The sequence below is a fragment of the Halalkalibacter lacteus genome, assembly GCF_036663595.1.
GTDB lineage: Bacteria > Bacillota > Bacilli > Bacillales > Bacillaceae_D > Halalkalibacter > Halalkalibacter lacteus.
In genome coordinates this window covers 86,672-100,397 of the sequence record NZ_JAWRVL010000006.1, presented here as the reverse complement: position 1 = coordinate 100,397, position 13,726 = coordinate 86,672, and the positions used below count along the sequence as shown (strand labels likewise).

The following is a 13,726-nucleotide window of genomic DNA, read 5'->3' as shown; positions in this document are numbered from 1 at the left end:
ACGGTTCAACTAACGAAACCGCAAGCATTAACTGATACGCTTTACTGTTGATAATACTACAACATGATTATCGGACCTGCTTTCCTAAACCCCCAAAAGCAATTTAATATAAGTGCTTCACCTAATCGTGGAATAAAGAAGAGAACGTTCTTAAATACTTGATTCACCCCGTTCTCCTCCTTCTTTTTACACGATTATTTTATCTGATGAATGGACCAAATGACCATCTAAATACGTTTCTAGCACATGAATTTGATCAATCTCACTTGAATCAATGTTCAAGATATCTTTATCTAAAACAATAAAATCTGAACGGAACCCTACCTTTAATTGTCCTACATCAGCAATTCGTGTCATCTGTTGTGCATGACGAGTATACAAATCAATTGCTTCTTCTACCGTAACACATTCATTTAGATTAAACGTTTGTCCAGTATACGCAGTTCTGGTTACAGCGGCTTTAATACCGATAAATGGATTAGACGTATCAGCCCAAGATGTGGCTGGAGCATCAGATGAAATTACGACTTTCGCTCCTGATTTTAACATCGTTTTTAATGGGTAGGATTGATTTGTTTTTTCTGATCCTAAGTTTGTCAGATAGCTGTTAATTTCTGCAAACAAAAAGATTGGTTGCGTGACAAAACCGATTCCTGCTTCAATTGCTTTTAGTAGCGTCTCTTTATTAGGCAAGGCTGCATGTTCAATGCGAATTGACGGCGCATCCTTAATCCAGTTCTGTTTTCTATGAAACGTGTCAACAATTTGTTCAATCGCCCTCTCACCCATCGCATGAACGACTAATTGAATCTCGTTTTCTTCTGCAACCATTGCCGCATCTAATAATTCCTCAGATGTCGTTGTAGATAATCCAACATTTTCCAGTTCGTTTTTATATGGACTGTCTACCCAAGCCGTCTTTCCTGAAATGCTACCATCAGCAAATAATTTAATTCCGCCAACGTGTAAGTAGGAGTTGCGATTCAATCTATGGGTAGAGAAGATCTCCTTGCTTTTGCTTATCTCCTCCCATAAATAATAGAGAACCGTTCTTTGCTTGTAACCGAATGAGTATGCTTTCACAAAGAGATCATAGAAATTGGTTAAATGAGACGTTGCCATTAATTCAGTTGTCGAGGTAATCCCTTGAGAAAACAACTTCTCACTTAATGTTGCAAGTCGTTGTGCCTGCTCTTCGATTGTTGGTTCTTGCATTACCTTATAAATGAGATCTCTTGCCTTCTCTTTCAATATCCCAGTTAATTCTCCATCAGCATTTACCTCAATTTCTCCGCCTGCTGGTGATACTGTCAAATCATTTATTCCAGCTAATCTAAGCGCCACGCTATTAACAACGATGATGTGCGCACACGTTCTTGTTAAAATCACCGGAACGTTAGGGGCTACTTGATCTAAGTCCCACCGAGTAGGCGACCTTTGCTCAGCTAACTTTACCTCATCGTACCCCCATCCTCGAATCCAAGCATTGCGATCTTGAACATTGAGCTCGTCATACTTTTTTTGAATTTCTCCTTGAATCTCAATAATAGAATGTACTTGCGGGGGACCACAATAAATTTGTTGCTCAACATCAGCCAACATTAAAGGATGCATGTGAGCATCAATAATTCCTGGCAACACTCGTCTCCCTTGTAAATTAATCCATTCAGCATCTGTAATACTCTGTTGTAAATCTACCTGATTGCCAATCCATACGATCTTCCCCGCTTCAACGATCATCGCTTCTGCATGAGGTTGATCAGGATTGGAAGTATAAATGAAGCCATTATAAAATAGTTTCTTCACGATGAATCCCTCCACAAATCTATGTAATTCTTACTAACATGTCCAGCAGGTAAGTATCAGCTCCTTATCACATCATTTTCTATATATAGTACCTCTTTGTCAAAATTCATGGAAGTGTATAGAAGGTTTATTGCATACAAGAATCTATTATAAAGATTAATAAAACCTAATACCATCTATCACGTGAAAGAGCACTCATACCAATTTGTGAAACTATTCACATATCCTTAACAATGAAAGCGCGACCGATATGACATGATTTTGACAGTTTCATATATCTATTTCAATGGCATTTTTCCATGATAAAGTAAAGGTACTTTCAACCGAACTATCACCTTGTTCCTACTCCTTAATGGGAGAGGAGAATAGAAAGGATTATTTATATGGAACATGCCGCACTCGTAAAAGTCGAACAAATGGCCTTGAAAAAACAAAAGGTTTATCAGCAAAGTCGTATTCGTTATTTATTGCGTTCGATTTTAGCAAGTCTTTTTATTGGTTTTGGCGTCATTGTCGCTTTCAAAACTGGGAACCTCTTTTATTTAGAAAATTCTCCATTAACCTATCCTATGGCAGCCATAACGTTTGGAGCAGCTATCATCTTGATTGCTTACGGTGGCGGAGATTTATTCACTGGGAATACGTTCTATTACACCTATACTTCACTAAAAAAGAAGATGAATTGGATCGATGTTGGAAAATTATTATGCATGAGTTATCTTGGGAATTTCCTAGGGGCAATTGCATTTGCTATTTTAATTTATTTTACTGGCCTGTTTAATGACCACTCTGTTAATAGCTTTTTATTCAGTGTAACCGATCAAAAGATGAACACCCCTTGGCTGGAACTGTTCTTTCGCGGAATTCTATGTAATTGGCTTGTTTGTCTTGCTTTCTTTATTCCGATGACATTAAAGAGCGAGGGAGCTAAAATTTTCACGATGGTCTTACTTGTTTTTTGTTTCTTTATTTCTGGTTACGAACACAGCATCGCTAATATGTGTACTTTTGCTATTTCTTTAGTATTAAACCATCCAGATACGATCTCATGGAATGGTGTTATTCATAACCTTGTACCTGTGACTCTTGGAAACATTATTGGTGGTAGCTTGCTAATGGGTATGTTCTATTATTATGTAAATCAGCCAAATCAATCAGAAGAAACAGAAGAAAATGGGGCAATTAAATAAATTGATAAAAAAGCAGAAGTTCTCAATAAACTGTACCCCTATAGAGTAGACACCTTAAAAAAAGGCTACTCTATAGGGTACTTTTATGTCTGTTCAAAAGTCTTGAAAACCATTTAATGCGCTAATTCATAAATAAAAAATCTCTCAAAAGGGTCTTGGTCGTATCCATTAAAGAGTGTAATGTCTTCTTTTAATTCAAAAGCGGTTTTCGTTTCTAAATAATGAACATATTCATCTGATCCGTAATAAATAATCAACTCTATTTGTCTTTCTGAAGCCTCTACTGAAAGCAAAATATTGTTGATCACTTTCATGAAAATTTGGACAGAAAATGGATTAAAAAAATAGAATCGATTGTCTCGTGGATCGATCTCGTACTCTTCTGCAAGGCCATAGAAGAAATGAATATTGTCGTTCTTCCTTTTCTTCAAATAACGTTCTTGATTCTCGATTGCTTCTTGATAGAAAGTCCCGTTCATTTCTATCCCTACAGCAGATGCGTTAAAGTAATAATTGATATAAAAAGGTAATCGCCCTTTTCCGCATCCAAAGTCTATTAGACGATCACTGCTTTTTAGCTCATATTTCGCAAACAGTTTTTCTAATGCACTATATGGTGTTGGCTCATAACGATTATAATGCACGATCTTATTAAGCTCTTTTTGCACGCCTTTTGTTTCAATGTTTAGCAATTTATCATAAAAATATTCTTTCATTAATTACCCCTCTGATTTGTTTTCTATCCTTCATTTATATTTGATAAAACCTGCCCCAATTTTATTAGTGAGAGGCAGGTATAAGTTATTTCACTGATAATCCATTTATTAGAAATTGAATCGTCGTTTCGAGTTCTGCTTCATTATCCCAGTCCGTTTCAGGTAATACTAAAAATAGTGATAATAACGTACCCATCAGAGTTGTTATGATTAATCGCATAATTGTATCAGGTGACCAATCAACGATTTCATCTTTTTCCTGAAATCTAATGATGATTTTTTTGAATTTCTCATACACATGTTCTTTGAATAACTTTACGTAGGGCTCTTTTAGCTCTTCATGATAGGAAATCTCTTGAATCAATATTTTCACAACCGCTATATATTTTTTTACGAACTCGTAGCGATTCGACGCAAGATTTCTAATAAAAGTCTCAAAGCTCTCGTACTCGATTTCAAATACTTCTTGTGCAAAATCTTTCGCAAAATGGGGGCCTAGCAGTTTTGTCATAAGTGGTGAAACAATGGAAACTAACAACTCTTTTTTCGTTTTGTAATGACGAAAGATCGTTCCCTCAGCTACTCCTGCTTTTTTGGCAATCTCACTTGTTGATGTTGCAGCAAATCCTTTTTCAGAAAAAATCTCAATTGCCGCTTCAATTATTTTCAATTGTTTTTCACTAAACTTGGTTTCTTCATTAGAATCTAGAATTAATAGTTCTTTAAGCGAATCAAACTGTGACATCATCTCATGCTCCTTTAACAACCAAGGATATATCCATTATATACCTTGGTTGCATGAAAGGACAATTTTCTCTGTCTCTTATAGTTTTCGGTGTTTCTTGAGAGCGAGACTATTTAAAAGCATAAATAAAATGGAAAAAGCAAGTAAAATCATGAGATACCCCGCGATATCTTCTAGTCCTTTTCCACGAATCATAATATCTCTCATTGCTTCTCCCCCATATGTTAATGGCATCACAACTCCGATGGAACGAAGCCAAGGATCCATTACGTCTATGTTAAAAAGACCCGAGAAAAACACTTGAGGAACGATGACAATCGGGATAAATTGAATTATTTGTAATTCATTTCGTGCAAAAGCAGATAGCAATGTCCCTAGCGTGAGTGCTGTAATAGATAACACAAGTGTCACAAGCATAACTAATCCAATTGATCCAAACATCATCATATCCAGCACATGAATCGAAAACCAAACGATAATGGCGGACTGTATGGTTGTAAACATTCCAAACCCCAACACATACCCGACAACAATTTCCCATCTTCTAAGTGGAGTGGATAATAGCTTTTCAAGAGTACCACTCGTTCTTTCTCTTAAGAAGGATACACCTGCAATTAAAAAAACAAAGAAAAAGACAAAGAATCCAATTAAGAAAGGTCCGATGTTATCAAATGTACCCATATCTTCTGCCCCATAATAATAAGTAACCTCTGGCTTAGTCCCTCCTTCTTGCCCTCCTAACACCATTTTAATGGTTTGAAAAACAGCTTGATTTACTGTTGGATCACTGCCTTCAAGCGTAATTTTCGGACTGATGCCTAGTTGCAGATAGCCATCAATTTCCTTATTTTGCAGAGCTTCTATTAATTCCTCTTCTTTTTCATATTGCTTGACCACAGCATTTTGTTCTTCAAAATTCATAACTATTTCTTCATCTATATTGATAACACCGATTACTGGCTCGTAATGACTTCCAGAAAAAACGAGTGACATAAGCGTAAGAATAAAAATAGGTGCAATGACCATCATCCCTAGTGTTCGCTTATCGCGTAAAAACTGACGAATGATTCTTATGACAAGTGCCCTTATTCTCATTTCCTCGCACCTCCATACTGCAAAAACGCACCTTCAAGCGAACGTGCCCCTGTTTGGGTTTTTAAATCCTCAGGTGTTCCCATTGCCAGCAATCGTCCAGCACGAAGCATTCCTAATCGATCACACTTTTCCGCTTCATCCATCACATGTGTTGTTACCAATATCGTCGTACCATTTTGACTTAGCCTCCGTAATTCATCCCAGATCGATTGCCTAAGTACAGGGTCAATCCCAACTGTTGGCTCATCAAGAATCAGAATCTCTGGTTCATGCAATAATGAGATTGCTAATGATAATCTTCTTTTCATTCCGCCAGAAAATTGGTTGACAGGTTTCTTTAAATCATCAAGCAGATTAACTAAATTAATCACTTCTCGTATTCTTTCTTTTCGTTTAGCCTTTTTCAGACCATAAATCGAGGAGAAGAACTCCAGGTTGTCTAGTGCACTTAACTCTCCATATAATGCATCTGATTGTGACATGAATCCGGTTTTGTTTAATACCGCAAAACTCGGCATTGTTACATTTAAAACAGTGACTTCTCCACTATCTCCTGTATCGATTCCAGCGATCATTTTAACTAATGTTGTTTTCCCTGCTCCGGATGGACCTAATAAGCCAAAGATCTCTCCTTGAACAACACTCATAGTAATGTTTTTTAATACCGTTTTGTTCCCAAAATGTTTACCAATTTCAGTAACATCAATTACGGGTGTAGTGTTCATTTAAGCTCCCCCAATCAAAGGAAGTGATTACTCACTTCGATGATACTCTGACACTCCAGTTTTGTAAAGTGAGTAATCACTTCCTTTGAAAGAATCAATAGCAATTAAGACTTTTAATTTTTAACCCTCCCTCTCCTAAAATGAATCCGTTTACAATACTTTTTTTGCAGCAAACTCCAAGAAAAGCCAAGGTATTATTTAAAGCAAGCTTCGCTATTTAACCGTATTTAATTATAAATCATAATAGTATTAAGTGGCATTATATTACCAATTGTAACGCTCTCAAAATAGCTAATAACAAAATACTTTAACGAGTAATCACTACATAAATTAAAAGCGACCTTATTATCAATGGCTGATAAATAAGGTCGCTCAAATTATGTCATTTTTCATTACTGCAGAACCTTTCTACTCGGTAAGAGATGTTATAGTTTCTTTATTGATCCCCATGTACCTGTTCGATCCAAGTACACTTCGCTTACTCAAATCATTGGATTCACACCCTTTCTTTTAGCCAATTATGTAGGCATATAATCAAAAGGTTGTTGCACTTTGTTAACTCCTTTCTTGAATAGTAAGTAAGTGTTGCTTGCTACAACCTTAGAATAGCCTATTATTATAAATTTGTAAATATTCTAAATATTTATTTTATCTACATTTCACATTATTATCTATTCATATCTCATTTTCTCTACATCATCCTAAGTTTTTCATTTTAGGCATTCATATTTAGTCGTTAATTAAATAAAAAACAAAAAACGGCCCCCCTACAGCAAACACTCCTCTAATAAATCCCCCCATCAATCCTAACACAATAGGAATAACTGGTTTTACTACAAACGAGGAAGATGATTTCTTTTTTTGAAAGAATAAGTAAAGGACCATTCCAATTAAAAAGAAACCTAATAATTGTTTCAAAATCTCCATTTCTCCATACGAAGTTAATACAAAGAATGAAAGGATTCTCCCTAGTAAAGCTGAACCGACAATTAGATATAACCCTTTTAGCTCAATGTGTTTATAAATTTTCACTAGAATACTTAGAGAAGCAACTAACGCTAGCGCAATGACGAGTAACGTACTTTCTTTTATTGAAAGCATAACAGGTAAAAAACCCATCGCAACCAAACCAAAGCCAAACCCACTTGTGCCTTGAATAAACCCACCTATTAATACAATAACAAACACAAACAGTAAATCCCACGGCATATGCATCGTCCCTTTTTGTACGATTTTCCCTTTTCGGTAACCTAACAATTCCTAGTACGTTGATAGCCGTTTTTGGGGGATCTCTTGTAATGGTTTTCCTTCTTTATAATATAGTTCATGTGTAAGAATGACATAAAAAATATGAGCATAATAATAACCATATTCACTGATCTTTTTATAAATCATCGACGCAATCGCATCATGTGTTTCTTGTTTTCGTTGAAACATGAAAATTTCTACAGAAGAGGGTGAGTCGGTAATTTGCTCAATCTCCAGTAGTTCTACTTTTACAATTTCAAATGGAACATTTGCAAGTACAGCAAATTCTTTTATAAGCATAGGTGTGATTGCTTCAATATGATTTTTCTCAAACCCTTTAAATCGTAGAAATGGCATTCTAAATAACTCCTTCATAAAAGACTATCTCGATGTTTTTGTGTTTGTGCATCAATGTAACGATTAAATAATAGAATGCTAGAAACAAAAAAGAATACAAAGTGTAAACAAATAAATTCGTCGTCCCAAGCTGCTAGTTCCTTATTTCTTCCTCCCTTCTTCCTGTTGCTTTTTAACTAATGATTACCTAAGTAACTATTGGAGTTTATTGGTTTCTTTATTCATCTTTGTTAAAGACGTTCCAAGTTTTTATTCATTTGTTCAATGACGCGTCTAAAAATAAATAATTCTTCTTCACTAATCCCCGCAGTCGTTTCTGTTTCCATGTCTTGCGAGACTTTAAGCCATTCCTCATATTGTTCTCGTGCTTTTTGCGTAAGCATGACAAATCTTTCACGGCGGTCTTTCCCAGATTCTCTTAGTATCCAGCCTTCTTCTTCAAGACGAGTTAACGTACGTGTTATCGTTGGTGCTTCTACATTTAAATACTGGCTAATTTCAACTTGAGTGACTTTTTCCTTCTCAGCTAAATAAAAAACTATTGCCCACTGAGAGCTAAATAGTCCAAGGGGGGAAATTTGTTCATCCAATTTTTTCTTGAAATTACGAGCCAACTGATTCAATACATGACCATATAACAAGGTCATACAAATCCCTACTTTCATCAATAACCACTATATACTTACCTAGGTAAGTATATAGTGGAAGTTGTAATAGTTCAACCTTTCTACATTCGGTGTGTTATAAGAAATCGATAGGATTGTCATGTGCAGATAATAAAAAGAATAAAAAGTACGCTAGGTAAAGAAAGAAGCCCCTAGCATACTTTTCTTGTAAATTACGTTAGATTTTTTTATTGAGGTACACCTGTCTATTTCAATTTTAATTAATAACCATACCTTGCTCGATCAGGCGTTTCCATTGGGCTAGGTACACATAATTTTGTTCCGATGAAAACTTGATCTGGATTTTCAATATGATTATTAGCTGCAATTAATGATTCTAATGGAATCTTAAACTGGCTTGCTAACTCATGTAACGTTTCCCCAGGTCTAACAATATGAAAACGATCCATTGGACAATCGACATCAATACTTGGCGGAATGCAAATCGCTTGCCCTAATTGGAGTTTGTACGGGTTCAATCTAAGATTATTGTTTAAAATTGCTTCTACCGTTACATTATACATCTGTGCTATATGATGCAACGTATCATTCGGCTTTAAAATGTAGTGAAAGCCATTTTGACACGGCGGCAAAGGCAGACAAATTGTTTGACCAACGAGTAAGTTTTGAGCATCGATACCTGGGTTCGCTTGTTCTATGCCGATAACTGAAATACCATAGCGCTCGGCTAACTGATAAAAAGTATCACCAGGTTGAACATAATACTGCTGATCATATTGGCACGTAGGCTGTTGTCTTACATACGATCTCGGATGGTGATTATAATTAAAGATAAATATCCCTCCTTATCTAATCAGGTTAGTTGTAGCGCCTCTAATCTTAAAAGAACCAACTTCATTTACTGTTTCGAGCTTTATGAATGTATTGGCTCCAATTTTTTCAGACAAGAAGCCTGATTTGACGAACGGTGATTTCTTAAGAAAGGATGAGATTCTTTTTCTCGCCTCGAAAACATCATGTAATGTGACAAGTGGAATTTGTTTGTCCTCCATTGCTCCTCCTCCTTTCAACATGCCAAAACATTACTTTTTTACATTTATATCGTGTCAAATGATCATGTATGCAATAAGATTTTAGAATTGAAACTTTCTCGGTTTAAGAACGTATCTTGTCCTATTTCCTAAGTGGCGGTGTGTTTAGATTTCAAGTATCGTGCCAGACCTTTTCCGGTCTTACGCTCTCTTTTCGGTCTTTTCTCCTGTTATTCCAGTCATTTCTGTACTTTTTCCGGCCTAACTCCCATGCCTTCCGGTCGTTCAGGCTCTTTTTCCGGTTGAATAGAAATTACCTTACATTCAAAACCTATAAAAAAAGTAGAAGGTGACACATTATGCAAAATATATCTCTTCAAGTAGAAAAAATGAGTTGCGAGAATTGTCTTTCAACTGTTGAGAATGCTTTGAAAGCAGTTAATGGGGTTAGTGAAGCAAAAGGCTCTTTAAAAGATAAAACTGTAACCGTTCAGTATGATGAAATGAAAACAGATGTAGCAGATATGGCAGAAGCCGTTAGGCACGCTGGCTATTTGATTATTTAAGAAGGTCTTAACCATTGATTTGTTATCTAGATCTTCTTTATGATGCATCTTCCTCTAAAAAAATCCTGTCCCCATAAGAGATGGAGTCAGGATTTATGATTTTACACACTAGAATTCTTTAAACGATATAATTTGTCATACTCTTCAATCAGCTTTAAATCAAGAGCAGTAATTCCATTTGCTCTCCATGATGAAAGTTTGATTGTTATAACTACATAATCAATTGATATAAATGGATGATGATTTTCTTGTTCTGAAAGGTCAGCCACTTTATTCACAAACGAAATACCATCCAAATACGAACGGAAGCGATATTTTTTGATTAACCACTTTTCATCCGTAACTTTCCAACCATCTAACGTTTTGATTTTCTCATTTATAACATTTAGGTCTAGCTTTTCCATTCTAACCATCACTGCCCCTTCATTCTCAAAATATTACTAATTACTAGTCTTTACTTTCTCCTGTTTCTCAAATTCATTTTCTCCATACTTCCCATATTTAATGAAAAAGGAAAGGATTAAACCAATTAATGAAAGAACAGATACGACAAGAAACGCTATATTCACACCATGAATATCAGGGTAAGATATGTCTGGGCGGTGTTCTGCTGACATCGCAGTCGTTGTCATGACGGTGACAAGAATTGCCGTCCCTACTGAGGCAGCCATCATTCTCATCGTATTGTCCATAGCAGCACCGTGCGGAATTAATCGTTTCGGTAGTTGGTTTAACGCTGCAGTTTGAATCGGCATCATGACCATAGATAAACCAAACATTCGCAACCCGTACATAACCGTAATATACGTAAAGGTCGTCTTGGGACTTAAGTTAATAAAGGCGAACGAAGAAGCTGTCATAATGATTAACCCAATTAAGACAAGCCAACGTGCTCCTATTTTATCAAATATTCGACCATTAATTGGTGACATAAACCCTGTGATGACTGCTCCTGGTAAGAGGGCAAGACCCGCTTCAAATGCTGTGAATTCCCGCATATTTTGCATGAATAATGGAACTAGTGTCTCAACCCCAATCAAACCCATAAAGGAGATCATTCCAATAATGACCGCAAAAGGAAAAATTGAATATTTAAATACCCTGAACTCCAGCATCGGATGCTTCAAACTCAGTTGACGAATGATAAACCAAACAAGTGCCACCACTCCAACTAAGAGTGATACAATTGTAATAAAGTGCCCCCATCCATAATTACCTGCTGCAGTAAATCCATACAGTAACCCTCCAAAACCAAAGGATGACAACATAATTGACAGTACATCTACTTTCGGTCTGGTCACTTCGGTTACATTTTTTAACACAAAAAACGCAATAATTATATCAATGACAGCAATGGGGAGAATAATAAAAAACAAGAGTCGCCATGAATAATTGGATGTTACCCATCCCGACAAGGCTGGACCAATCGCCGGAGCAAAAGAAATAACAAGTCCAATTAACCCCATCGCTGCTCCTCTTTTATTTACAGGAAAAATCATTAAAAAGACCGTTGTCATCAAGGGAAGCATCACACCAGCTCCAGCCGATTGAATAACTCTGCCTAGCAATAACACTTCAAAATTTGGGGCAATCCCTGCAACAAGTGTTCCAAAAGCAAAAATACTCATAGCTGTAATAAACAACTGCCTTGTTGTAAAGCGTTCCAACAAAAAGGCACTAACAGGAATCATCACTCCATTCACTAACATAAAAACGGTCGTAAGCCATTGTGCGCTATTCGCCGTAATATTCATTTCTTGCATAATCGGCGGAATCGCTGTAATCATTAATGTTTGATTTAATATGGCGATGAATGATCCAGCAAGCAAGAGTGTCACAATAGTCGACTTTTTGTACGTAGGTGTTTCCATTTCTCTCCCTCATTCTTTCTATTTTCACTAAAAATGACAGTCGTAGTTCATCCTTTACAGAGTACACGAATCGTTACAAATAATCTATTATTTAGAACTACTAAATTTCTCCGTGCACGACTTTAAGCGAATGGTCTAGGCACCATTCGCTAGTATTATCTATTATGTTAGCAGGAATTCTTAGGGCAAGTTTTGCACATTTTTTTCGTTTCTGCTTCATATGAAAAGCAACAAGTCCTTCTTAACCGAACTACACTACCATCCATCATGATTTTATCATGAAAAAATTTAGTCATAGGGTTTCTCTGATACTTTCCAAACAGAGAACCTTCAGCGTTGTACAACAAATAATGAAAGTCATCTTTAATTTTATTTCTTGTGACCTCAGGCAACTCTTTTTCTAATAACGATTCATATAACCAAAAAAGATAAATAGCGGTATTTTCCCAAAGGATTTGTTTCGGGATCTTCCCAATTTTTGAAAGTTCATTCCAAATGACATTTAGATGGTTAGCAAAAATCTCTCTTATGACCTGCTCTCGTAACTCTTCTCTTTCTTTTATCGTACTTGGAGAAACAACCGTTTGATCCATAAGATAAAGCTCTGGCAGCCAATAATCTTTGGACCCGGACGGATCAAGACTGACATGATCAATTGATATATTTATCCTTTTATTCAAAGCTGAAAAGGAATACAAAGCCGGAACAACAATTAAATAACTATAGCGCTTAGAAAACATGGAAGCTGCAACCATTAAACTAGGAGCGTTTAGCTTTTGTTGGACACGATCCATATAATTTTTTAAGAGATCTTTATTTGTTAAATCCCTTATCGGAATCGTTAACGAATCGTCTCCACCTTTTTGAAAACAGACCCGAAACTCACGTAGACGTTGTTGTTCATCCAATTTTAACGGAAGGCGTTCCATTGTTTCCACCTACTTTATTCACTAAACACCGCCCTTTTCCATAGGGAATACAAAGTGGTGTACCGAAAATCGGATCATTTGTGACTTGGCATTCCATTCGAAACACGTCTCTTATTAGGTTACACGAAATGACATCTTCAGGCTTTCCTTGAGCGTAAATGGTTTTATTTTGAACAGCTACAATATGATGAGCATAACGACAGGCTAAATTTAAGTCATGGAGAACCATCACAATCGTACGATTCTCTCTTTCATTTAAGTCAAATAATAAATCAAGAATTTCAATCTGATGTGTCATATCTAAGTACGTAGTTGGCTCATCTAATAGAATTGTATCTGTATCTTGAGCAAGCGTCATTGCAATCCAGGCTCTTTGTCTTTGGCCTCCTGATAGAGAATCAACTTGTCTTTCGGCTAGTTCCGTCATTTGTGTCGCTTCTAACGCTTCGTTGACCTTTCTCTCATCCTCTTCGGACCATTGTTTTAACCAGTTTTGGTATGGGTAACGCCCTTGTTTAACTAATTGTAAAACAGTTAGACCTTCAGGAGCCTCTGGACCTTGCGGAAGAATGGCCAGTTGTTTGGCAATCTCTTTCGTTTGCATTTTCTGAATTGTCGTTCCATCAAGAATAATTGAACCCGTTTTTGGCTTTAATAATCTTGCAAGCGATCGTAGTAACGTAGATTTCCCACAACCATTTCCACCGATAAAAACCGTAATTTCGCCTTTAGGAATTTGCAAATTAAGATCCTCTATAATAATCGACTCACCATAACCAAGTGTTAATGCTGATGCTTCTAGACTCATAACATGTAACTCC

The 13,726-nt window shown here is 36.3% G+C and carries 16 protein-coding genes; 2 read left to right on the top strand and 14 right to left on the bottom strand.

All coding sequences use genetic code 11. The features are described from left to right. Nucleotides 1-186: 186 nt before the first annotated feature. On the bottom strand, nucleotides 187-1,806 hold the full coding sequence (locus SAZ04_RS06330; protein WP_332692730.1) for an amidohydrolase: 1,620 nt from the start codon (nucleotides 1,804-1,806) through the stop codon (nucleotides 187-189). Between the two features lie 383 nt (nucleotides 1,807-2,189). Here SAZ04_RS06330 and SAZ04_RS06325 point away from each other — a divergent pair, with 383 nt between their 5' ends. Then, a complete protein-coding gene (locus SAZ04_RS06325; protein WP_332692727.1) occupies nucleotides 2,190-2,996 on the top strand; it encodes a formate/nitrite transporter family protein in 807 nt (268 codons plus the stop codon). Nucleotides 2,997-3,109: 113 nt separating this feature from the next. On the opposite strand, the gene SAZ04_RS06320 is transcribed toward SAZ04_RS06325, so the two are convergent. The 9 genes from SAZ04_RS06320 to SAZ04_RS06280 form a co-directional block, all read right to left on the bottom strand. Then, complete coding sequence (locus tag SAZ04_RS06320) at nucleotides 3,110-3,712, bottom strand: SAM-dependent methyltransferase (protein WP_332692723.1); 603 nt, start codon at nucleotides 3,710-3,712, stop codon at nucleotides 3,110-3,112. Nucleotides 3,713-3,797: 85 nt separating this feature from the next. Beyond that, entirely contained in the window at nucleotides 3,798-4,457 is a 660-nt protein-coding gene (locus SAZ04_RS06315; RefSeq protein WP_332692952.1) for a TetR/AcrR family transcriptional regulator, read from the bottom strand. Nucleotides 4,458-4,535: 78 nt separating this feature from the next. Then, complete coding sequence (locus tag SAZ04_RS06310; protein ID WP_332692720.1) at nucleotides 4,536-5,552, bottom strand: ABC transporter permease; 1,017 nt, start codon at nucleotides 5,550-5,552, stop codon at nucleotides 4,536-4,538. Then, on the bottom strand, nucleotides 5,549-6,277 hold the full coding sequence (locus SAZ04_RS06305; RefSeq protein ID WP_332692717.1) for an ABC transporter ATP-binding protein: 729 nt from the start codon (nucleotides 6,275-6,277) through the stop codon (nucleotides 5,549-5,551). Before SAZ04_RS06305 ends, SAZ04_RS06310 begins: the two co-directional genes overlap by 4 nt. Nucleotides 6,278-7,006: 729 nt before the next feature. After that, entirely contained in the window at nucleotides 7,007-7,486 is a 480-nt protein-coding gene (locus SAZ04_RS06300) for a sulfite exporter TauE/SafE family protein (RefSeq protein ID WP_332692714.1), read from the bottom strand. 51 nt (nucleotides 7,487-7,537) lie between these two features. Further along, on the bottom strand, nucleotides 7,538-7,882 hold the full coding sequence (locus SAZ04_RS06295) for a DUF1904 family protein (RefSeq protein WP_332692711.1): 345 nt from the start codon (nucleotides 7,880-7,882) through the stop codon (nucleotides 7,538-7,540). A gap of 230 nt (nucleotides 7,883-8,112) precedes the next feature. Beyond that, on the bottom strand, nucleotides 8,113-8,529 hold the full coding sequence (locus tag SAZ04_RS06290; protein WP_332692708.1) for a MarR family winged helix-turn-helix transcriptional regulator: 417 nt from the start codon (nucleotides 8,527-8,529) through the stop codon (nucleotides 8,113-8,115). Between the two features lie 239 nt (nucleotides 8,530-8,768). Continuing rightward, nucleotides 8,769-9,089: a LysM peptidoglycan-binding domain-containing protein gene (locus SAZ04_RS06285; RefSeq protein WP_431308968.1), complete on the bottom strand. Its 321-nt coding sequence runs from the start codon at nucleotides 9,087-9,089 to the stop codon at nucleotides 8,769-8,771. 264 nt (nucleotides 9,090-9,353) lie between these two features. Further along, complete coding sequence (locus SAZ04_RS06280) at nucleotides 9,354-9,560, bottom strand: hypothetical protein (protein ID WP_332692702.1); 207 nt, start codon at nucleotides 9,558-9,560, stop codon at nucleotides 9,354-9,356. Nucleotides 9,561-9,898: 338 nt separating this feature from the next. Here SAZ04_RS06280 and SAZ04_RS06275 point away from each other — a divergent pair, with 338 nt between their 5' ends. Further along, nucleotides 9,899-10,105, top strand: a complete 207-nt coding sequence (locus SAZ04_RS06275; protein ID WP_332692699.1) for a heavy-metal-associated domain-containing protein — start codon at nucleotides 9,899-9,901, stop codon at nucleotides 10,103-10,105. 101 nt (nucleotides 10,106-10,206) lie between these two features. Here the strand turns inward: SAZ04_RS06275 and SAZ04_RS06270 are convergent, their stop codons facing one another. The 4 genes from SAZ04_RS06270 to SAZ04_RS06255 form a co-directional block, all read right to left on the bottom strand. Continuing rightward, nucleotides 10,207-10,509, bottom strand: a complete 303-nt coding sequence (locus SAZ04_RS06270) for a 4a-hydroxytetrahydrobiopterin dehydratase (RefSeq protein ID WP_332692949.1) — start codon at nucleotides 10,507-10,509, stop codon at nucleotides 10,207-10,209. A gap of 36 nt (nucleotides 10,510-10,545) precedes the next feature. After that, nucleotides 10,546-11,976 (bottom strand): MDR family MFS transporter, encoded by a 1,431-nt coding sequence (locus SAZ04_RS06265; protein ID WP_332692696.1) that lies wholly within the window; start codon nucleotides 11,974-11,976, stop codon nucleotides 10,546-10,548. A 167-nt stretch (nucleotides 11,977-12,143) separates the two neighbouring features. Further along, the gene (gene fhuF / locus SAZ04_RS06260) at nucleotides 12,144-12,905 is read right to left on the bottom strand and encodes a siderophore-iron reductase FhuF (protein WP_332692693.1); all 762 of its coding nucleotides are present in this window, start codon (nucleotides 12,903-12,905) and stop codon (nucleotides 12,144-12,146) included. Beyond that, entirely contained in the window at nucleotides 12,877-13,713 is an 837-nt protein-coding gene (locus SAZ04_RS06255) for an ABC transporter ATP-binding protein (protein WP_332692690.1), read from the bottom strand. Before SAZ04_RS06255 ends, fhuF begins: the two co-directional genes overlap by 29 nt. Between the last annotated feature and the right edge of the window lie 13 nt (nucleotides 13,714-13,726).